Origin of the sequence: Mariniflexile maritimum (assembly GCF_009746565.1) — a bacterium.
Taxonomy (GTDB): domain Bacteria; phylum Bacteroidota; class Bacteroidia; order Flavobacteriales; family Flavobacteriaceae; genus Mariniflexile; species Mariniflexile maritimum.
The window spans coordinates 38420-58446 of sequence record NZ_WRPN01000010.1; the positions used below are offsets into that span (position 1 = coordinate 38420).

General features: G+C 37.4%; 22 protein-coding genes. 8 read left to right on the forward strand and 14 right to left on the reverse strand.

Annotated elements, in window-relative coordinates; all coding sequences use genetic code 11:
• Positions 1-20: 20 nt before the first annotated feature.
• The 9 genes from GQO80_RS12705 to GQO80_RS12745 all read right to left on the reverse strand — a co-directional run bounded on the left by GQO80_RS12705 (position 21) and on the right by GQO80_RS12745 (position 8103).
• Positions 21-839, reverse strand: coding sequence for an enoyl-ACP reductase FabI (locus GQO80_RS12705; RefSeq protein ID WP_157208743.1), 819 nt, complete (start codon positions 837-839; stop codon positions 21-23).
• A gap of 150 nt (positions 840-989) precedes the next feature.
• On the reverse strand, positions 990-2642 hold the full coding sequence (gene recN / locus GQO80_RS12710) for a DNA repair protein RecN (protein ID WP_157208744.1): 1653 nt from the start codon (positions 2640-2642) through the stop codon (positions 990-992).
• Positions 2643-2825: 183 nt separating this feature from the next.
• The gene (locus tag GQO80_RS12715; protein ID WP_157208745.1) at positions 2826-3239 is read right to left on the reverse strand and encodes a hypothetical protein; all 414 of its coding nucleotides are present in this window, start codon (positions 3237-3239) and stop codon (positions 2826-2828) included.
• Positions 3240-3316: 77 nt separating this feature from the next.
• A complete protein-coding gene (gene porD / locus GQO80_RS12720; RefSeq protein WP_157208746.1) occupies positions 3317-4204 on the reverse strand; it encodes a type IX secretion system protein PorD in 888 nt (295 codons plus the stop codon).
• Positions 4197-5408 (reverse strand): bifunctional phosphopantothenoylcysteine decarboxylase/phosphopantothenate--cysteine ligase CoaBC, encoded by a 1212-nt coding sequence (gene coaBC, locus GQO80_RS12725; protein ID WP_157208747.1) that lies wholly within the window; start codon positions 5406-5408, stop codon positions 4197-4199. Before coaBC ends, porD begins: the two co-directional genes overlap by 8 nt.
• Positions 5409-5420: 12 nt before the next feature.
• Entirely contained in the window at positions 5421-5747 is a 327-nt protein-coding gene (locus tag GQO80_RS12730; protein ID WP_117179176.1) for a DNA-directed RNA polymerase subunit omega, read from the reverse strand.
• Between the two features lie 12 nt (positions 5748-5759).
• Positions 5760-6587 carry an outer membrane protein assembly factor BamD gene (locus GQO80_RS12735; RefSeq protein WP_157208748.1) on the reverse strand — a complete coding sequence of 276 codons (828 nt, stop codon included), beginning with the start codon at positions 6585-6587 and terminating at the stop codon, positions 5760-5762.
• A gap of 117 nt (positions 6588-6704) precedes the next feature.
• Positions 6705-7583, reverse strand: coding sequence for a 4-hydroxy-tetrahydrodipicolinate synthase (gene dapA, locus GQO80_RS12740; RefSeq protein ID WP_157208749.1), 879 nt, complete (start codon positions 7581-7583; stop codon positions 6705-6707).
• The gene (locus GQO80_RS12745; protein WP_157208750.1) at positions 7576-8103 is read right to left on the reverse strand and encodes a DUF6913 domain-containing protein; all 528 of its coding nucleotides are present in this window, start codon (positions 8101-8103) and stop codon (positions 7576-7578) included. Before GQO80_RS12745 ends, dapA begins: the two co-directional genes overlap by 8 nt.
• Positions 8104-8161: 58 nt before the next feature.
• On the opposite strand from GQO80_RS12745, the gene GQO80_RS12750 reads away from it, so the two are divergent.
• Together GQO80_RS12750 and GQO80_RS12755 are read left to right on the forward strand one after the other, a co-directional pair.
• On the forward strand, positions 8162-8920 hold the full coding sequence (locus GQO80_RS12750) for a 5'-nucleotidase C-terminal domain-containing protein (protein ID WP_157208751.1): 759 nt from the start codon (positions 8162-8164) through the stop codon (positions 8918-8920).
• Positions 8921-9035: 115 nt separating this feature from the next.
• Positions 9036-9953: a bifunctional metallophosphatase/5'-nucleotidase gene (locus tag GQO80_RS12755; RefSeq protein ID WP_157208752.1), complete on the forward strand. Its 918-nt coding sequence runs from the start codon at positions 9036-9038 to the stop codon at positions 9951-9953.
• On the opposite strand, the gene GQO80_RS12760 is transcribed toward GQO80_RS12755, so the two are convergent.
• The 4 genes from GQO80_RS12760 to prmC all read right to left on the reverse strand — a co-directional run bounded on the left by GQO80_RS12760 (position 9950) and on the right by prmC (position 14624).
• Positions 9950-10705 carry a hypothetical protein gene (locus tag GQO80_RS12760; protein ID WP_157208753.1) on the reverse strand — a complete coding sequence of 252 codons (756 nt, stop codon included), beginning with the start codon at positions 10703-10705 and terminating at the stop codon, positions 9950-9952. The two genes, GQO80_RS12755 and GQO80_RS12760, sit on opposite strands and share 4 nt — an antisense overlap.
• 165 nt (positions 10706-10870) lie before the next feature.
• Positions 10871-11584: a hypothetical protein gene (locus GQO80_RS12765; RefSeq protein ID WP_157208754.1), complete on the reverse strand. Its 714-nt coding sequence runs from the start codon at positions 11582-11584 to the stop codon at positions 10871-10873.
• Between the two features lie 88 nt (positions 11585-11672).
• Positions 11673-13667 carry an NAD-dependent DNA ligase LigA gene (gene ligA, locus GQO80_RS12770; protein WP_157208755.1) on the reverse strand — a complete coding sequence of 665 codons (1995 nt, stop codon included), beginning with the start codon at positions 13665-13667 and terminating at the stop codon, positions 11673-11675.
• Between the two features lie 69 nt (positions 13668-13736).
• A complete protein-coding gene (gene prmC / locus GQO80_RS12775; RefSeq protein ID WP_157208756.1) occupies positions 13737-14624 on the reverse strand; it encodes a peptide chain release factor N(5)-glutamine methyltransferase in 888 nt (295 codons plus the stop codon).
• A gap of 170 nt (positions 14625-14794) precedes the next feature.
• Here prmC and GQO80_RS12780 point away from each other — a divergent pair, with 170 nt between their 5' ends.
• Genes GQO80_RS12780 through GQO80_RS12795 form a run of 4 tightly spaced genes read left to right on the forward strand, consistent with a single transcriptional unit; the run spans position 14795 to position 17542 of the window.
• Positions 14795-15247, forward strand: a complete 453-nt coding sequence (locus tag GQO80_RS12780; RefSeq protein ID WP_157208757.1) for a hypothetical protein — start codon at positions 14795-14797, stop codon at positions 15245-15247.
• A 7-nt stretch (positions 15248-15254) separates the two neighbouring features.
• Positions 15255-16328 (forward strand): bifunctional diaminohydroxyphosphoribosylaminopyrimidine deaminase/5-amino-6-(5-phosphoribosylamino)uracil reductase RibD, encoded by a 1074-nt coding sequence (gene ribD / locus GQO80_RS12785; protein WP_157208758.1) that lies wholly within the window; start codon positions 15255-15257, stop codon positions 16326-16328.
• Positions 16321-16932: an HAD family hydrolase gene (locus GQO80_RS12790; protein ID WP_157208759.1), complete on the forward strand. Its 612-nt coding sequence runs from the start codon at positions 16321-16323 to the stop codon at positions 16930-16932. Before ribD ends, GQO80_RS12790 begins: the two co-directional genes overlap by 8 nt.
• Position 16933: 1 nt before the next feature.
• The gene (locus GQO80_RS12795) at positions 16934-17542 is read left to right on the forward strand and encodes an IMPACT family protein (RefSeq protein WP_232333182.1); all 609 of its coding nucleotides are present in this window, start codon (positions 16934-16936) and stop codon (positions 17540-17542) included.
• 1 nt (position 17543) lies between these two features.
• Here GQO80_RS12795 and GQO80_RS12800 read toward each other — a convergent pair whose 3' ends face one another.
• On the reverse strand, positions 17544-17942 hold the full coding sequence (locus GQO80_RS12800) for an acyl-CoA thioesterase (RefSeq protein WP_157208761.1): 399 nt from the start codon (positions 17940-17942) through the stop codon (positions 17544-17546).
• Positions 17943-18128: 186 nt separating this feature from the next.
• Between GQO80_RS12800 and dnaA the strand changes: the two genes are divergently transcribed.
• A complete protein-coding gene (gene dnaA, locus GQO80_RS12805; RefSeq protein ID WP_157208762.1) occupies positions 18129-19556 on the forward strand; it encodes a chromosomal replication initiator protein DnaA in 1428 nt (475 codons plus the stop codon).
• Between the two features lie 11 nt (positions 19557-19567).
• Positions 19568-20020: a low molecular weight protein-tyrosine-phosphatase gene (locus tag GQO80_RS12810; RefSeq protein ID WP_157208763.1), complete on the forward strand. Its 453-nt coding sequence runs from the start codon at positions 19568-19570 to the stop codon at positions 20018-20020.
• Positions 20021-20027: the final 7 nt, after the last annotated feature.

Below are 20027 nucleotides of genomic sequence, written 5' to 3' on the forward strand. Positions count from 1 at the left end.
ACCCGGTGATATTGCCTTAGTTATTGTTTTTCCATAAATGCTTCCATAACCTCGTTGCTAACGCCCATGTTGCTAAAACCGCCATCGTTATATAGGTTTTGCAAGGTAACACGTTTGGTTAAATCGCTGAACAGGGTTACGGTGTAGTTTGCGCAATCCAAAGCTGTTGCATTGCCAAGTGGCGACATTTTATCGGCATAGGCAATAAAGCCATCAAAACCTTTTACGCCACTGCCCGCCGTTGTTGGTGTAGGCGATTGTGAAATGGTATTGACACGCACTTTTTTATCGCGGCCAAAAAAGTAGCCAAAACTGCGCGCCACACTTTCTAAATACGCTTTATTGTCGGCCATATCGTTGTAATCTGGAAACACGCGTTGTGCTGCCATATAACTTAACGCCACAATGCTGCCCCACTCGTTCATGGCATCGGCTTTATACAAGGTTTGCATCACTTTGTGAAAAGACATGGCCGAAACATCGGTGCCTTTCTGGGTCCATTCATAGTTTTGGTCGGTATAATGTTGTCCTTTTCTAACGTTAATGGACATGCCTATGGAATGAAGCACAAAATCGATTTTACCACCTAGAATTTCCATGGATTGTTTTACCAAATTTTCCAAATCTTCAATAGAAGTTGCATCGGCAGGAATGATTTTTGAACCTGTTTTTTGGGCCAATTCATTTATTTGTCCCATTCGCATCGCTACGGGTGCGTTGGTTAAAACAAACTGTCCGCCTTCTTCATGAACACGCTCTGCGGTTTTCCAAGCAATTGAGTTTGAGTCCAACGCTCCGAAAATGATTCCTTTTTTTCCTTTTAGTAAATTATATGACATATTTATTTTTGTTAGTTGTTTGTTGTTTGTTGTTTAGTTTTTTGGTTTCATTAAAATTTCGACTTAAAAACTCCACGACAACCTACTTAACTTATTAATGGACAAAAGTAATAAACTTTACACTTTTAAACTTGAAACTTTAAAAACTTTTCAGTTCAATAATTCCTTAGCATGAGCAATGGCAGAAGCCGACATTTCCAATCCGCCCAACATTTGCGCAATTTCCACGATGCGCTCGTCGTGGTTTAATTTTATCAAATTGGTTTGTGTTACGTTATTTACATCTTCCTTGAACACCTTAAAATGGGTATGGCCTTTTGCTGCGATTTGCGGTAGATGTGTGATAGAGAATACCTGCATGGTCTTACTCATTTGCAACATGATGTCGCCCATTTTATTCGATATTTCGCCCGAAACACCCGTGTCAATTTCATCAAACATGATGGTTGGCAACTGGATGTATTTGGCTAAAACCGATTTTATGGCCAGCATGATACGCGATAATTCGCCCCCTGAAGCCGCTTTTTTAAGGTCGTTAAAATGGCCTCCTTTATTGGCTGAAAACAAAAACGTTAAATCGTCTTTTCCGTTAGGCAAAAAAGCATCGCCATAAACAAGCTCTATTTTAAATTGCGCGTTGGGCATGCCTAAACTTGCCAGAATTGTTTCCAATTGCGCCTTTAATTCGGGAATGATTTTGGTTCTTTTGCTATGGATTTCTTTTGAAATGCTGTTTAAAATGCCCGTTTTGGCTTCAATTTCCAAACGTTTGGCATCAATGGAGGCATCCAAATTCTCGGTAAGCAACACTTTTTCCTGTAATTTATTTTTAATATCTATCAGTTCTGTAACTGTGCTGGCAGCGTGCTTGTGCATTAAATTGTGGAGCAAACGCAACTTTGCGTCCACCGTTGCCAATCGGTTTGGATCGGCTTCTAGGGTATCCTGCAAAACATCAACTTCGGCATAAACATCATCCATTTCAATCAAACTGCTGTTAACGCGATTAAATAAATCTTCGTATTTTGAAGATAAGGTTGCAAGCTTTTGAAGGGTGCTTTTTAGTAATGTTAGAGTTGCTAATATTCCGATGCTTTCTTCATTCAACAATTGGTAAGCTTCGGAAAGTTTTTCTTTGATACCTTCAATATTGTTTAGGGTTCCATATTCTTCTTCAAGCAATTCCAGTTCGCCCTCAACCAAATTGGCTTCGGTGAGTTCATTCAACAAAAAAGTATTGTAATCGTGTTCCTTAATGGCTTCCGATTGAAAATTCAATAACTCTTGCAGTTCCTTATTTAAGGATTTGTATGCTTTTAATTCGGTTTTATACGTTTGAAGTACTGCCTCGTTATCGGCCAAAGCATCAATAATTTGGAACTGAAATTCGTTGCTGGTTAACTGCAAGGTTTCGTGTTGGGAGTGGATGTCGATTAACCGCTCGCCCAATAATTGCAAACTGTTTAAATTTACCGGGGAATCGTTTACAAAGGCGCGCGATTTTCCGGAAGGCAAGATTTCGCGACGGATGATGGTTTGATGTTCATAATCAAAATCCTCGGCCTTAAAAAGTGCTTCCAATTTGTAGTTCTTTATATCAAAAACCGCTTCGATAACACACTTTTGTTCGGTATCCTTTAAACTGCTTAAATCGGCACGTTTCCCCAGAATCAATGATAAACCACCCAGTAGAATGGACTTTCCAGCGCCCGTTTCACCGGTAATAATTGAAAAACCGTCGTTAAAATCGACTTGAAGGTTATCAATTAAAGCATAGTTTTTTATGGAAAGGGATGTTAGCATGTTTTTGGGGATGGTTGTTGAGCGTTCGTTTTTGGGTGTTGGGTTATCGTTTATGTATAAGGAAAGTTGCGTGTTTGTGTGCGAGGATTTTCCGAAGGAAAATCAGAAGCTAGCAAACGAGCAACTAACTTTGGTTTAGCTAAAACTAGCAATTTTTTTTATACGGTGTTGTAAGTAGTTTTTTTATTTCTTTTTATAAATTCTAATAAAGGGTTCTCCTTTTCTGTAGAATTTCATCTTCATATTTTTAATCAATTCGATTTGAACGGTATCTTTTCCAAAATCTTGGTCTTTTGGGTTAATTACAATTTTTGTGTCAGATATCCATTTCCAGTTTCCATCAAGTGGGCTTTTATGGTCAGGGTGTATTATTATTTCCCCATTTTCTTTATATATCACGTCGGGAAACTTAATTTTAAATTTTGGGCTATTTTTAGTTAAACTGATATCTGGATTTAATTTTTTTCCATTTTCATCAATCATTTTGATAAATTTCCATCTTCCAATTAAGTTTTCTTTGGGTTGATTTATATTCTGAGCGCTGTGGTTCAAAAAAGTTAAAAAGAATACAACACTAACAATTATTTTTAATTTCATTAACGAGTTTTTAAATTACTTACAACTAAAAACTATATTCTATAAAACTATTTTTATTAGAAACTTTAAAGAATAAACTAAAACTTGATATTTTGCCATTTGCTGCTGTGCATGGGGGCCACTTTTTGAAGTGTTTCCTTTACGCTGGCAATGTTCACATTGGGGCCGTCGCTAAAAATCTGTTCAATTTCATCGGCTTTGGCATCAAAAAAAGTACGGATTAAAAAGGAATTTGGCCTACGACTGTTCATGGCCTGAAACTGTTTTAGGGCTGTGGCAATTTGTTCTTTTCCTTCTTTTACGTTGTTGCTCATGGCATCCAAACCTTGTCGGTGGTAGCTGTACATAACTTGCCTAAATTCCTTAAAGGTAGGCGACAACAAATTGTCTATAAGTGCAAACCTGCTTTGTAACCCATCGGCAAGTTTCCAACCCTTATAATTTTCCTGTTGTGAATAATTTGCAATGGTTTGTGCCTGTTTAAAATAGGCTTCACCGCCGTTTTCTGAAAACGTATCGGCATCCAAACCTAAAACCATATAAACGTGAAATGCCAAAACAGAGACTAAATTTGATTCGTACTGCGTTGGGTTGAAGGTTAAATTTTGAAATTCCAGATATTTAAAATTAAAATCCTTATCGTTGAAATTATATATAGGCGTTGTGAACGAAGACCCATAAACAGGACGTGAAGATTGTACTTGCAACGATGCCTGGAATGATTCGCCGCTATAACCCACCACATTGATTACCATGCTGCAGTCGATACGTTCTTGCGAAGAAAACGTTTTATTGGTCCATTTGGTATTATTAACAAACTCGTTTAATTGCTTTTGAAGGGTTTTAAAGATAGGCAGGTTTTCATCGCCTGTTTGTTGGGCATTTACCAGCACATTGCAGTTAAGTTCTTGGGAAAATCCTAGGATCCCAAAGCAAAAAAATAAAAGTATGAAGCTATTACGCATGAATGTTTTCTATAATTTTATTTAACAAATCGGAAGCAACGGCTGCCTTCGATTTTAGTTGGTATTCGGTTACGGTATCCTCATCATCAATAAAAGTAACTTTATTGGTGTCGCCCTTAAATCCTGCACCTTCATCATTTAACGAATTTAAGACAATTAAATTTAAATTCTTTCTTTTTAGTTTTTCTTTTGCATTCTTAAGTTCGTTTGTGGTTTCCAAAGCAAAGCCAACCAGGTACTGTTTGGTTTTGATGGCGCCCAACGACGCTAAAATATCCTTGGTTTTAACCAGCTCTAAAGTAAACGTTTCTGTGTTCTTTTTTATTTTTTGGGAAGCGATTTCTTTTGGCTTAAAATCGGCCACTGCGGCGGAAAGTATGGCAATATCAACGTTTTTAAAGTAGTTGTGAACTTCGTTGAACATAGCCTCTGCACTAACAACAGAAATAACGTTTATAAGACTGTGCGTTATTTTTTCATGTGTTGGTCCGGTAATCAAAATAACCTCGGCCCCTAAATTTGCCGAAGCCTTGGCAATTTCAAAACCCATTTTTCCGCTGGAATGATTGCCAATAAAGCGCACAGGATCGATAGCTTCATAAGTTGGGCCTGCGGTGATGAGTACTTTTTTTCCTTTTAAGGGTAATTTATCTAAAATATCGTTTTCAATAAAAGTTAGGATATCTTCAGGTTCAGCCATTCTACCCTCGCCTACCAAACCGCTTGCCAGTTCGCCACTGGTTGCGGGAATCATGATATTTCCGTAGCTTTTTAAAACTTGAAAAGAATGCAATGTACTTTCGTGCAAGTACATATCCAAATCCATGGCAGGTGCAAAATAAACAGGACACTTAGCCGATAAATACGTGGCCAACAATAAGTTATCGCAAACGCCATTTGCCATTTTAGCTAACGTATTTGCGGTTGCCGGAGCGATGATGAACAAATCTGCCCAAAGGCCCAAATCGACATGATTGTTCCAAACGGCATTATCTTCATCTTCATTTACAAAAGACGAATAAACAGGATTTTTTGAAAGGGTTGATAAGGTTAGCGGTGTTACAAATTCCTTAGAAGAGGGCGTCATTACCACTTTAATGTGCGCGCCCGCCTTAACAAATAACCTTACAAGGGAAGCCGTTTTATAAGCGGCAATACCACCAGTGATGCCCAATAGTATGTTTTTGCCGCTTAGTATTGACATTTTGAGAAATTTTTACTGATTATCTTCCTCAGTATTTCTAAAATAAATTTTATCGGTAAGCCATTCTTGTACCGCTAATGCATGCGGTTTTGGTAATTTTTCGTAAAATTTAGAAACCTCAATTTGCTCTTTGTTTTCAAAGATTTCCTCTAAACTATCGTTATAGGTTGCAAATTCTTCCAACTTATCAATCAGTTCTTTTTTAATCTCAGTGTTAATTTGTTCCGCACGTCTTGCAATGATTGAAATTGACTCGTAGATATTATCTGTTGGTTCGTCAATTTGGTTTCTGTCGTACGTGATGGTATTAACAGGGGCATTGGTTTTTTTTAAATCCATTGTGATTATTATTTAACTTTTAGTGCTGTATTTTTGTAATTCTTCGTTCAAGACAACCGCCATTTTATCAACTTCTTCAATATGTTTTGAATTGGCATAGGCTTTTTTAAAGGCATCGTAAAATTCTTTGGCCTCTTTTAAACGGTCTTTTTTTATGTGGATGACACCTGTGGGCGTATTTTTATATTCTACACTATTGATTGCCAATTTGTAAGCAGAATCAAAGCGGTAATATAAGGCTTCCTCACGAAGGGTTGAACCCGGGAAATCGAACATGAAATTATCAAAGGATTTCACAGACGCCGGAAAATCGGAAATGGTGTTGTACTGTTTGGCTATTTCAAAAGCCTTTTTTTCCAATTTATAATCCAGCTCCTTTACCAATTTGTTCGCTTCTGGTAAATATTCAGATTCTGGAAATTGGTTGATGAAATTTTGAAGTTTTTCAATGGCCTCCTTGGTTTCCTTTTGGTCCTTGCTATAAGTGGGCGACAGCATGTAGTAGCTTTTGGCACTTAAAAAAGAGGCTTCTTCCAATTTTTCGCTTTTTGGGTAACTGGATGCAAAACGCTCAAACTGGTAGCCTGCCGTATAATATTCCTTCATTTTAAAAAATGAATTTGAATAGAGGTACATTAACTTTTCGGCCTGTGGCTTGCCCCGGTAATTGGGCACTATTTGTGCAAAAAGCTTATTGGCCTTTGCAAATTTGCCCTCATTATAAAGGTCTTCACCCATTTTGAATTTTGCGGCAATATCTTCGTTTTTCAAGACTTTTTGATATTGGCTACAAGAGGCTAAAAGTGTGCAGGTTAATAATATGTAAAGAAATCTTTTCATAGTTTTAAAACAGGATGCAAAATTAAGTTAATAATATGGATTTTAAAAATATTATTTTACCGCTAAAATAAAGGCTTAAATACAGCCATCATCAGGATTAAGTAATATTTAACAGTACTAAAACTTATTTACAAATGTTTTAATTTTTTCTTTAAGTTGGTTGGAAGCCGGCACTAAAGGCAACCGCACGCTATCGCGACAGAAGCCCAACGCCTCAAAAACCCCTTTGATGCCTGCTGGATTATTTTCCTCAAAAATGTAACCAATAACGTCCATGAGCCTGAAATGCAATTTGTAGGCCGCTTTGGCATCGCCTTTCAAGCCTAAACGAATCATTTCTGAAAATTCTTTGGGAAACGCTTGCCCAATTACCGAAATAACGCCCGCACCCCCTGCAAGTACGATGCCCAAGGCCAAATCGTCATCGCCCGAAATAATTAAAAAATCGGTTGGTTTGTTCTTAATCAATTGTAAATACTGCGCTACATTATTGCCCGCTTCCTTGACACCAATTATGTTGTTAAAGTCGTTTGCCAATCGCAAGGTGGTTTGTGGCTCGATGTTTCGTGAGGTACGCCCAGGGACGTTGTATAAAATCAGGTCAATTGGCGACGCTTCGGCTATGGCCTTAAAGTGCTGATAAATACCTTCTTGCGTTGGTTTACTATAATATGGCGACACCGATAAAATGGCATCGATGTTGCTTAAATCGGTTGATTTTATCTCTTCTATAACCAGGGCCGTATTGTTGCCACCAATACCCAAAACCATGGGCACCCGCCCCTTGTTTGCTTTGGCAATGGTTTCAATAACCGCTTTCTTTTCTTGTTTTGTTATGGTTACACTTTCAGCGGTAGTGCCACATATTACAAGATATTCCACACCATTTTCAATATTGAAATTAACAATATTTGCCAAAGCATCGTGGTCCACGCTTAAATCTGCGTTAAATGGTGTAACCAGTGCTACCCCGGTTCCTAGAAACTTACTATTCATTTTTAATTTTGTTTAATATAGTTAGGTATTTAAAAATTTCGGTTTTAAATACGTTAAATTCATGTATGCTGGTTTTTATTATCAAATCGTTCAAGCGCTCATCGGTTTGCAAGATACCAATCTTGAACCTTGCTTTTGAAAGGGCGGTGATCAACTTCATTTCGGCTACTTCTTTTTCATAATAACTTATTAAAGCATCAAACTCGGTGTTCAAAAATGTTTGAAGCTCGCTATTGTGAATGGTACCGTTCCAGCCAATATCTTTCGGATTATAACAAATTTCCCAAGATTTAAGTATTTCTTCTTTTTTTGATGAAAAGGCGATAATGTTGAGTTTATTTGGATGCACTTTCAACCCGTTTGATAATTCCTTGAACCTTTCAAAATCGTCAATTTCATCTAAATTGAAGACAATCCCCAAACGCTCGATCTTGCCGTCTGCAACCCTTAATTGATCTTCAGACAACAATTTATTGATGTATTTTTTAATTGATTTTTGCTTAAAACCCTTTAAAATCATTTACCTTTATACTTTCCGCAAAGGTAACAAAAGTACATTCAAAAAATCTATTAAAAATATGAGGTTTACATATTTAATTTATTTGTTATTTATATCACTGTTTTTTAACTGCAAGCAACCTAAAGAATACATTGCCAAAATTGAGGGCAAACAAATTCCTGTTACCGATTCATTATCTGAAAACGCTGAAATAGAAGCTTTTATAGCCCCCTACCGCGCTCATATAGAAAAAGATTTGGGCAGTATTTTGGCCTATGCCCCTAAAACCTACTCAAAATCTGATGGGAAGTTTAATTCGGCTTTAGGCAATTTTATGGCCGATGCGGTTTTTGATGAAGCCAACCCCATTTTTAAAAGTAGAACGGGCCATAACATTGATATGGTTGTTTTAAACCATGGCGGTATCCGCTCCATAATTTCAAAAGGCAACATTACCACACGAACCGCCTTTGAATTGATGCCTTTTGAGAATAGCATTGTTGTAGTGGCACTTAAAGGAGCGCAAGTTGATAGTTTGACCCATTATTTAAGCAAGGCAAAAACGGCGCATCCCATTTCAAAATTAAAACTTTCAATCGATAAAAATTTTAATGTTGTTGATGCTACCATCAACGGTGAAAAAATTGATGCCAATAAAACCTACTTCGTTGCAACCAACGATTATTTATATAACGGTGGTGATGATATGACGTTTTTCAAGCCCAATGAAGGTTTGTTTGTTTTAAACTACAAAATACGAAATGCCTTAATTGATAACTTTAAAAAAGTTGATACGATAAATCCTGTAATTGACGATCGTTTTATTCAGTTACAGTAAACTTGTGAGAAAGGGTTATTGGGTTACTAAGTTATTTAGGCATAACCGAATAAAGAATAACCCAATAACTCAATAACCTAATAACTTAACAACCAAACAACCCAAAACCCACAACATGAAACGCAGAGATTTTATCCAACAAGCATCGGCCACTGCTGCATTGGTAAGCATGGGCAGTCTTGGGCTGCAATCGTTTACATCCATTCCCAAAACTACCAAAATAACCATTCTCCACACAAATGATGTGCACAGCCATATTGACCCATTTGGGGCCGAAGACGGGAGAAATGCCAATATGGGCGGAGTTGCAAGACGTGCGCGTTTAATTGAAACTATTAGAAACGAAAACCCAAACACCCTGCTGTTGGATGCTGGCGATATTTTTCAAGGCACACCCTATTTTAATTATTATGGTGGCGAACTGGAATTTAAACTGATGAGCATGCTAAAATATGATGCAGCAACCATAGGAAACCATGATTTTGATAATGCTATCGATGGTTTATATGCCCAACTGCCACATGCTAAATTTGATTTTATTATTTCTAATTACGATTTCTCGAATACCATTTTGGATACGCATACCAAACCGTACAAACTGTTTAAAATGGATGGAATTAAAATTGGCGTTTTTGGATTGGGCATTGAGCTTAACGGGTTGGTGGACCCTGCCATGTACAAAGAAACCAAATATTTAGATCCGGTTGAAATGGCCCAAGAAATGACGCGTATCTTGAAAATACAGGAAAAATGCGATTTGGTTATTTGCCTCTCGCACATGGGCTATACCTATAAAAATAATCCTGAAAAAATAAGCGATTTAAAACTGGCTGCCTTAACCAAAGATATCGATTTGATTATTGGGGGCCATACCCATACCTTTTTGCCAAAACCCACCCTAGTTAAAAATAGTATCGATAAAACCATGCTGGTGAATCAGGTTGGTTGCTATGGTATTAATTTGGGAAGAATCGATTTTTATTTTGACACGCTCAAAAACAAATCCTCTAACGGAACAGCCATCGTTGTTTAAGACAAAACCGTATCGGAAGGGTAGCGTTCGTTCAATTGGATGGCCTTTGGTTTTTTCTTGATCGGGCGTCTAACCATTACATACTTAAACATAACGAAAAGCGCTATGGCATACATAACACGTTGCAGCAACTCAAAGCGCCAGTCGAATAAATAGTATAAGTTTATATACCTTATTACTACCGCAAGCCCAAAAAATATAACCGCCGTTAAAAACAGTGCAGATTGTTTAGATTGGGTATTTAAAAACACCCCAAACGATATAAAGGCCAACACAATAAGCATCAGGTTTCTAACACCAAACAAGAGTACTTCTGCGGGATTTAATGACATTGCTTGTAAAATTCCATAAAAAACGTATAAAAAGTACAAGGCTATAAAAAAAACGACCAACAAATAGGTACCCACCCATTTATCGACCTCAAAAAGTTTAAAATGGGGCAATACCATAATTAACAAAAACAAATAGCTCAATAAATACAATACACTCGATGCCTGAACAAGGGTATCATCTGAAAAGAACAAAAAAGAAACATCGCCAAAAAAAGTAAATACCAAAAAGGAAATAAACGCAAATCCCAAGGCTTTATATTTCACAAAATAGAAAATTAAAAATACAGGAACGCAAAGAGGGCCAATAGTTTGCACCATGAGCGCATCTTGCATAAAATATCCTAGGGCATTTAAACCAATAAGCAGTATCAACGCCCCTAAAAATACTTTCTTAAAAGTAAGTTTAAACCAGGTTTTCACAATATTAACATAAGTAGGTTGAATCAAATATAAAAATATTTTTTAATTTCAACGTTAAATTTTACTTTTTATCGATAAAATAATACGGTTTAGTAAATTATATGAAGGAATTATAGGATGCAACCCTTTTGGAGTTGATTATTTCAATAAAAACAATCTGAAAAATTAACTTAGAAGCATGTCTGATTCATGGGTATTCTCATTCTCAAGTTTTGATTGCTTGTAATAAAAATAATAAGCAGCCAGGTATAAGGAAGTTGATAAGACACTAAGCAAACTTCTTTCGGAAATATAGGTGTATGCCACCCAAATAACTTCGGCAAACACGATGCATATAGAGCCAAAAAACAAATAAAGTGCCTTGACATTATCTCTGTAAAAATAATTAAGTAGCGAAACCGACAATAAGGCCAACATCACTACATTATAAACAATCTCAATATAGTATTCATTGGTTTTTTCAACATACGGATTCACAACCGCCTGCAAAACATACCCTATATAAACATTTAAGAAAATAAGAACCATCAAATGGATCTTATAGTTTTTTATCACGGCCAAGAAAGAAATGGATTTACTTATTTCCAAGAAAAGGAACAAATAACCAAGAATATACAGCAAGTTTCCAAAATAATAACTAACGTAATAAGATATAAAAGGTTCTATGAAAACCATTAAATCGGATAGGGAATATAAAATAAGGAACAGCGAAAAAAACAAGGTGCGCTTTTTTACGTTTAAAAAATAAATAAAAGCAATAACAGGTAAAATTATGGATTTAAGGGCATCGGCAATATCTGCATAACCATTGCATTGAAACAAAATAGTTAACACATATACGACCAATAAAAAACCAATCCAAAATTTACACTTAAACATAACAATTAGTTATAGTTACTCCGCAAATATAATAAAATAAATTACAATTAAACGATAAAAAAATGCTTTTTATCGATTTTTTTAAAATTTATTTAATTTTTTGTAAGAATTGATATTCATTTATAATGTTTATGCCCAAATCTTCGGCCTTCTTCTTTTTACTGGGCCCCATGGCATCGCCCGCTACAATAAAACTTGTTTTTGATGAAATGGAACTACTTACCTTACCGCCGTTATCTTCTATTAGCTTTTTAAGTTCATCGCGGGTAAGGCTTTCAAAAACACCCGAGACCACGATACTTTGCCCATTAAGTTTATCGGTTTGACCCATGCGCTGTTCTTCGGAAATCTCCAATTGCAATCCAAAATCCCTCAACCTGTTAATAATGAGCATATTTTCTTCCGAAGAAAAAAAGTCTAAAACACTTTCGGCAATTTTAATACCAATTTCATCAACGTTTACCAAATCACTTACGGAAGCCTCTGCAATGGCAGCGATACTTTTATAATGTTTCGCCAATTTTTTAGCTACTGTTTCGCCCACGTAACGAATGCCCAAGGCGTATAGAACACGTTCAAAGGGAATGTTTTTTGATTGTTGGATTCCTTGGATAAGATTATCGGCACTTTTCTCTGCCATGCGTTCCAAAGGAACCACTTGCTCCTTGGTAAGTTCGTACAAATCGGAGTAATTATCTATAAGTCCTACATTCACCAACAAAGCAACCGTTTCACCGCCCAACCCTTCAATATCCATGGCCTTTCTGGAAATAAAATGCTGGATGCGCCCTATTATTTGCGGTTTGCACCCATTATAATTTGGGCAATAATGCTGTGCCTCGCCTGCTACCCTAACAAGTTGGGTGGCACATTCAGGACAATGGGTGATGTACTGGGTGGGTTGGGAATTTGAAGGGCGCCGACTTAAATCAACTCCCAAAATTTTTGGAATGATTTCACCCCCTTTTTCAACATACACCGCATCACCAACCCGAATGTCGAGTTTTTCTATTTGGTCGGCATTATGCAAAGAAGCACGTTTTACGGTGGTTCCGGCCAATTCAACCGGCTCTAAATTGGCCACAGGGGTTATCGCGCCGGTTCTTCCCACCTGGTAGGAAATGCTATTTAATAGTGTTGAAACCTGTTCTGCTTTAAACTTGTAGGCAATGGCCCAACGGGGTGCTTTGGCGGTATGGCCCAACTCTTCCTGTTGCCGTAAACTGTTTACCTTAATTACAACCCCATCGGTTTCGTAAGGTAAGCTGTGGCGATGGCTGTTCCAATAATCAATAAATTCAAAAACCTCTGCAATGGAATGAACCAATTTAGCGGCCCGGGGCACTTTAAAACCCCATGTTCTGGCTTTTTCCAAGCTTTCAAATTGGGTATTTATTCCTAAATTAGAACCCGTAATACTGTAAAGCAGGCACTCTAAGGGGCGTTTTGCAACTTCGGCACTGTCTTGTAATTTTAAACTGCCCGAAGCCGTGTTCCGTGGGTTTCTATATGGTTCTTCGCCAATTTCAATGCGCTCTTCGTTCATTTTGTTGAAACCTTCAAATGGCAAAACAATTTCTCCCCGTATATCAAATTTCTCAGGGAAATCGCCTTTCAACTGTAATGGTACCGATTTGATGGTTTTCACATTGGCCGTTACGTTATCGCCCTGAAAGCCATCACCCCGTGTAATTGCTTTTACCAACACGCCCTTTTCATAGGTTAAACTGATGGATGCACCATCGTATTTTAGCTCGCAGGTATAGTGTACAGGGCCATCAACTATTTTTTTTAGGCGCGCTTCCCAATCCAATACATCTTCTTTGGAATAGGAATTATCCAAGGAATACATGCGGTGGTTGTGCGGAACGGTTTCAAAGTTTTTGGTTACTTCCCCGCCTACCCGCTGTGTTGGGGAATTGGCGTCAAAAAACTCGGGGTGAAGCCTTTCCAGTTCCTGGAGCTCCTGAAGTTTTTTATCGAATTCAAAATCGGAAATGGTGGCATTATCCAGCACGTAATAGTTGTAGTTGTGCTGGTTTAACTCGTCGCGTAATTTTTTTATGTGCTGTTCTGTACTCATATTTTTAGGTCACTAATGCAATAAACAATGTGCTGAAAATTGTTTTAAATATAAAAAATCCGCAAAACATCAATCGCCTGTTTTAACGCCTTTTATCATTCTATCTTTCTTAAAAATGTCTTGTTTCAGTTCGATACTACTAAAATGGTTTGCCACCAGTAACTGAATGGTATCCTTTGCCAAAAACTCATTGATCTCAAAAAAAAGCAAACCGTTTTTTGATAGATTCCTAACCGCAAATTCCGTGATGGTTTTATAGAACACCAACGGATTTTCATCCTTAACAAACAGCGCCAAATGGGGTTCGTTGTTTAAAACGTTAGGTTTCATGTATTGTTTTTCAAGCTCGCGCACATACGGCGGATTTGAAACTATAATATCAAACTTTAGTTCGTTCAATTTCAACCTGGGTTCATCCGCACTTGGTATTTTGCCTTGCATCCCCAAAATGTCTGCCTCTACAAATACGACTTCTACCTTATTTAATGCGGCATTTTGTTTGGCCATTTTTAGGGCATCGGCACTCACATCCAAAGCATAAACGCTTGCTTTGGGCCATTTTTTTGCCAAGGCAATGGCAATACAGCCACTACCCGTTCCTATATCTAAAATTTTTATTTCTGAATTTTGAATGTTGAATTCGGAAAGTATCCATTCCACCAATTCTTCGGTTTCGGGCCTAGGTATCAAAGTATGTCCGTTCACCTTGAAAGGCAAGCCACAAAACTCGGTTTCGCCCAAAATATATTGTATGGGTTTTTCCTGTTTTAATAATTCCAAGACATTTAAAATGGGATTAAAGTCATCAACCGTATAGTTTGGTTTTAAGGCCAGTGCCATTCTGGAAACATGGTAAAGCGCATCGATTGCCATGAAAAAGAAACTATCAACTTCTTCTTTTCCATACAAAACATCCAGTTCTTGGTGAAACGTATGTTGCATGTCCTTTAATGTCATTTTATTGATGCCAATTCAGCCTTTTCAAAGCGTTAAATTCATTTTAATTGTTCACAAATTCAAAAATCGCTATTTGTTATTCGCCATTCGCCTAGCGTTGCTTCATTAAAAATGTTAATTTTATGGCGAAAATTTTGGGATGAAGATACATCAAATAAAAAAAAACAAACATGAAACGGCTAATAATATTATCAACAATCCTACTTGCTTTTTTCAACTGTTCCGTGAACGAAAAACCGGAATTTGTTGGGGTTGAAAACATTAAAATTAAGGAATCGACTCCCGAATTCATCATTTTTACAGCCGATGCCTTGTTTTCAAACCCCAATATTGTGGGCGGCGAACTAGAAACCCAGGATATAAAGGTGTTTGTAAACGACCATGAAACAGCAACCCTAGCAAACGTAAAATTTCAAGTGCCCGCAAACAAAGCGTTTTCAATGCCTTTAACAGCGCATGTTCCTATTGAAAGTGTTTTTGGCGATGCCAATTTAAGTGGGCTTATTGGCAGCTTGCTTAGCAAAAAAATAAAAGTGCAGTACAAGGGTGCCATAAATTACAAAGTGTTGGGTTATACCGCAACTTATGCCCTAGACAAAACCGAGGAAATAGACATTCAATAATATTTTTTTGAAACCACACGAAACCTTTATAAAGCGTTGCCTACAAATTGCCGAAAATGGCCTGGGCACTACCCGACCCAACCCCATGGTTGGTAGCGTTATCGTTTACAACAACCAAATTATTGGTGAGGGTTTTACAAGTGCTTACGGTGGCAACCACGCAGAAGTGAATGCCATAAATTCGGTGAAAGATAAATCGCTTTTAAAAAAAGCGACACTGTACGTGAGCCTAGAACCCTGTTCGCATTTTGGCAAAACACCGCCTTGTAGCGACCTGATTATAAAACACCAAATTCCAAATGTGGTAATTGGCTGTAAGGACGATAATAGTTTGGTAGCGGGCAAAGGCATTGAAAAGCTAAAAAATGCAGGATGCAACGTTATTCTTGGTGTTTTGGAAAGCGAATGTAAGGCGCATCACAAACGTTTTTTTACCTTTCATAACAAAAAACGCCCCTATATAATATTAAAATGGGCCGAAACCTTAGATGGTTTTATAGCTCCAGAAACAAAACAAGAACAAAAACCCGTATGGATTACCAATGCGTTTTCCAGACAATTGGTACACAAATGGCGCGCAGAAGAACAGGCCATTTTAGTGGGCGCAAATGCCGTTTTGCAAGACAACCCACATTTAACGGTAAGGGATTGGACTGGGCAAAACCCCATTAGGATTGTGCTAGATAAAGAAAGAATGCTTTCAAAGGAATTGCGTGTTTTTAATAATGAAGCTGAAACCCTAGTGATTTGTAATGAAACAGAAAACCGAAAAAAGATATTGGAAGGCGATGTACAGAAGATTAATAATTGGCATTTAGAATTTATTAATTTCAACTTAAAAACCGCCGTAGCACAGCAAATTTGCGAGGTGCTTTTTAACCATGGCATCCAGTCCGTTATCATAGAAGGTGGCTCCCAAACGCTTCAAACCTTTATTGATGAGGCCCTTTGGGACGAAGCACGCGTATTTACCGGCAACGTCCTGTTTCAAAGTGGTGTGAAAGCTCCCCGATTTTCCGGACCACTCATTTCCGAAGAAAAAATTAGCACCGATATTCTTAAAATTTACAGCAATGATTAAAACCATCATTTTCGACTTTGGCAACGTTTTTATCAATTTAGACATTGAAGGCGCCATAAAACACACGTTTGAAACGTTTAAAATCGATGCCTTTTCAGAAGAAATGCTAGCTTTTAATTCCCTTTATGAACAAGGCCTGATTTCAACGGAAGAATTCATCGCGTTTTACACTGAAAATTTTCCGGACATTTCAACGGAAGACCTAACATTTACCTGGAACTTTATGCTGAAGGATTTCCCAAAACACCGCTTGGAATTTCTTCAACAGCTAAAAAACGATTCCAAATACAAACTCATTTTATTGAGCAATACCAACCAGCTTCATATCGACTGGGTGAAAGAAAACATCGCTTTCTACGAAACCTTTAAAAACTGCTTTGATGCTTTTTACCTGTCGCATGAAATTTATTTAAGAAAGCCAGACAGGGCTATTTTTGAATTTGTTTTAAAGGAAAATAACCTGAGCGCCAAAAACTGTTTGTTTATTGACGATAATGAAGCCAACTGCAAAACCGCCAAATTGTTGGGCATAGAAACTTGGCATATCGACCCAGAAACACAGGATGTTTCAAATTTATTTAAAATCAAGAGCACACTTTTTTAATTTGATTGAAAAGGACACATACAAAACCATTGAAACCGCTACTGAACCCGTTCTTTTCAAAGAAAAAAACAGCAAGTTTTACGGCTATGCGTTCCCAGTTTTAACCGAAGAGGCCGTAAAACAACATATTGAAGCTTTAAAAAAAGAGCACCATGCGGCACGCCATTGGTGCTATGCCTACCAATTGGGAACTGAAATTATTTCCTTTCGCGCTAATGATGATGGCGAACCGAGCAATTCTGCGGGCATGCCTATTTATGGGCAAATACAAGCGTTTGGGCTTACCAACATTTTAATTGTTGTGGTTCGGTATTTTGGCGGGGTTAAATTGGGGGTAGGCGGTTTAATGAGTGCTTATAAAACCACCGCGCAGTTCACTTTGGAAGCGTCAAATATCGTAGAGAAAACAATTAATGTGAACTACGGTATCACGTTCGATTATAAAAACATGAATACCGTGATGCGCATCATCAAAGAAAAAAACGTAGAGATTACCCACCAAAAACTAGAACTTCGTTGCAACCTTTTTATATCGGTTAGGAAAACAGAAGCCGCAGCCGTTTTTAAAACCTTCGATAATCTTTTTGAAATCGATATCCAAGCAATTTAGACTAATTATTAATAGCGTCCAAAATGTATTGGGGAGCGCGCATGGGCCGGTTGGTTTTCATGTCTATAAAAACCAAAGTGGTATTAGCCAACGTTAAAATTTCACCCTGTTCATTGGTTATTTCATACTCAAATTCTATGCGTGCGGAAGGGGTGTTTTTTAGTTGTGTTTTTACATTAATTACATCGTCATAAACTGCTGATTTTTTATAATTTATGTTTAAGGAAACTACGGGAAGCATCACACCATTTTCTTCCATATTTTTATACGAAATGCCTAATTTTCGCAACCACTCGATGCGGCCCATCTCCAGATATAATGCGTAATTCCCATGATAAACGACACCCATTTGGTCGGTTTCACCATATCTCACTCTTATTTGTATTTCGTCGAATTTCATAAGGTTTATTTAATATTTTTTTGTAGTTTCGGCAAGAGGTTAAACATGGGGAAATTTTTTTAAAAATTCAACAGTAATTCGTTTTTTTTTTAAGAATTTTGTTCACATATTTGCCAAACTAAAAAGGGGGATAAGAGAATTCAATTTTCTTACATTACAATAACCAACAAAACCATAAAATCAATAATGAGTGTAACTGCGCAATCGGTATGGAATAACTGTCTTGAATTCATAAAAGATAATATTCAGCCGCAAGCATATAAAACTTGGTTCGAACCAATTGTAGCGGTTAAGCTTACCGATAACGCTTTGAGCATTCAAGTACCCAGTAAATTTTTCTACGAATGGCTTGAAGAGCACTACGTTAAAATATTAAAAGTATCGCTTACCAAAGAATTGGGCGAAAAGGCCAAACTTGTTTACATTATAAAAATGGAAAACACCTATGGCAATAAACAACCATTTACCGAAAAAATACCCAGTTCAAACCGAAGCGCCGTAAAATCGCAGGAAGTTGACATTCCTTTAAACAACAAAAACCCGGAGCTACGAAACCCGTTTGTTATTCCGGGCATCCGCAATGTAAAAATTGAATCGCAACTTAACCCAAATTACAGTTTTGAAAACTTTTTGGAAGGCGACTCCAACCGTTTGGCACGCAGCGCAGGTTTAGCGGTGGCATCAAAACCAGGAGGCACTTCCTTTAATCCGCTGCTTATTTTTGGCGGTGTTGGTTTAGGCAAAACACATTTGGCGCACGCCATTGGTGTTGACATTAAGGACAAATACCCTGAAAAAACGGTTTTATATATTTCCGCAGAAAAATTTACGCAACAATACATCGATTCTGTTAAGAAAAACAACAGAAATGATTTTATACATTTTTATCAAATCATCGATGTGTTAATTATTGACGACGTACAATTTCTTTCGGGCAAAACAGGCACACAAGATGTGTTTTTCCATATTTTCAACCATTTGCACCAAAACGGCAAGCAGGTTATTTTAACAAGCGACAAGGCACCTGTTGACATGCAGGATATTGAACAACGCTTACTTTCCCGCTTTAAATGGGGATTATCAGCAGAATTGCAAACGCCCGATTTTGAAACCCGCGTGTCTATTTTGAAAAATAAATTATACCGCGATGGTGTTGAAATGCCCAATGATATTATTGAATACATTGCCAAAAACATCAAGACCAACGTAAGGGAACTCGAAGGTGCCATTATATCGCTAATTGCACAGTCCTCTTTCAACAAAAAAGAAATCAATATCGATTTAGCGCGCATCATTGTTGAGAAATTTGTAAAAAACACCAAACGCGAGGTTTCAATTGATTACATACAAAAAGTCGTTTCCGATTATTTTCAAATGGATATTGATACCTTACAGTCAAAAACCCGAAAGCGCCATATTGTTCAGGCACGCCAATTGGCCATGTTCTTTGCAAAAAAATTCACCAAGGCTTCCTTAGCAAGTATTGGTTCACAAATAGGAAAACGCGACCACGCTACGGTACTGCACGCATGCAAAACCGTTGACAACCTTACTTCAACAGACAAACAATTTAAAAAGTACGTTGAAGATATTACAAAAAAACTATCCGTTTAAACTAAATTAAAATGGTTAAAATCCTAATGGTTTGCTTGGGCAATATTTGTCGATCGCCATTAGCCGAGGGCATTTTAAGGTCGAAGCTTAGCACCAATACCATTGTTGTCGATTCTGCGGGCACTGGCAATTATCATATTGGAAAAAAACCCGATTTGCGTGCCATTTCCATAGCAAGAAAACACGCCTTGGATATTTCTAATTTGAAAGCGCGCCAATTTGAAGTGTCGGATTTTGACAACTTCGACCACATTTACGTTATGGACGAATCCAATTACAGAAACCTCATCCAACTTGCAAGAAACGATCAGGACAAACGCAAGATTAAATTTATTATGGACGAGGTATATCCCAACCAAAATTACAACGTTCCCGATCCATATTATGGAGGCAATGATGGGTTTGAAAGCGTTTTTAACATGCTGGATGAAGCCTGTACCCTTATTGCTGCAAAACTGCAATAGTAAATCT

What these genes read in the sequence shown, in the direction of transcription:
- GQO80_RS12705 (WP_157208743.1), bottom strand. Translation starts at nt 839, where the DNA reads ATGTCATATAATTTACTAAAAGGAAAAAAAGGAATCATTTTCGGAGCG.
- recN (WP_157208744.1), bottom strand. Translation starts at nt 2,642, where the DNA reads ATGCTAACATCCCTTTCCATAAAAAACTATGCTTTAATTGATAACCTT.
- GQO80_RS12715 (WP_157208745.1), bottom strand. Translation starts at nt 3,239, where the DNA reads ATGAAATTAAAAATAATTGTTAGTGTTGTATTCTTTTTAACTTTTTTG.
- porD (WP_157208746.1), bottom strand. Translation starts at nt 4,204, where the DNA reads ATGCGTAATAGCTTCATACTTTTATTTTTTTGCTTTGGGATCCTAGGA.
- coaBC (WP_157208747.1), bottom strand. Translation starts at nt 5,408, where the DNA reads ATGTCAATACTAAGCGGCAAAAACATACTATTGGGCATCACTGGTGGT.
- GQO80_RS12730 (WP_117179176.1), bottom strand. Translation starts at nt 5,747, where the DNA reads ATGGATTTAAAAAAAACCAATGCCCCTGTTAATACCATCACGTACGAC.
- GQO80_RS12735 (WP_157208748.1), bottom strand. Translation starts at nt 6,587, where the DNA reads ATGAAAAGATTTCTTTACATATTATTAACCTGCACACTTTTAGCCTCT.
- dapA (WP_157208749.1), bottom strand. Translation starts at nt 7,583, where the DNA reads ATGAATAGTAAGTTTCTAGGAACCGGGGTAGCACTGGTTACACCATTT.
- GQO80_RS12745 (WP_157208750.1), bottom strand. Translation starts at nt 8,103, where the DNA reads ATGATTTTAAAGGGTTTTAAGCAAAAATCAATTAAAAAATACATCAAT.
- GQO80_RS12750 (WP_157208751.1), top strand. Translation starts at nt 8,162, where the DNA reads ATGAGGTTTACATATTTAATTTATTTGTTATTTATATCACTGTTTTTT.
- GQO80_RS12755 (WP_157208752.1), top strand. Translation starts at nt 9,036, where the DNA reads ATGAAACGCAGAGATTTTATCCAACAAGCATCGGCCACTGCTGCATTG.
- GQO80_RS12765 (WP_157208754.1), bottom strand. Translation starts at nt 11,584, where the DNA reads ATGTTTAAGTGTAAATTTTGGATTGGTTTTTTATTGGTCGTATATGTG.
- ligA (WP_157208755.1), bottom strand. Translation starts at nt 13,667, where the DNA reads ATGAGTACAGAACAGCACATAAAAAAATTACGCGACGAGTTAAACCAG.
- prmC (WP_157208756.1), bottom strand. Translation starts at nt 14,624, where the DNA reads ATGACATTAAAGGACATGCAACATACGTTTCACCAAGAACTGGATGTT.
- GQO80_RS12780 (WP_157208757.1), top strand. Translation starts at nt 14,795, where the DNA reads ATGAAACGGCTAATAATATTATCAACAATCCTACTTGCTTTTTTCAAC.
- GQO80_RS12790 (WP_157208759.1), top strand. Translation starts at nt 16,321, where the DNA reads ATGATTAAAACCATCATTTTCGACTTTGGCAACGTTTTTATCAATTTA.
- GQO80_RS12800 (WP_157208761.1), bottom strand. Translation starts at nt 17,942, where the DNA reads ATGAAATTCGACGAAATACAAATAAGAGTGAGATATGGTGAAACCGAC.
- dnaA (WP_157208762.1), top strand. Translation starts at nt 18,129, where the DNA reads ATGAGTGTAACTGCGCAATCGGTATGGAATAACTGTCTTGAATTCATA.
- GQO80_RS12810 (WP_157208763.1), top strand. Translation starts at nt 19,568, where the DNA reads ATGGTTAAAATCCTAATGGTTTGCTTGGGCAATATTTGTCGATCGCCA.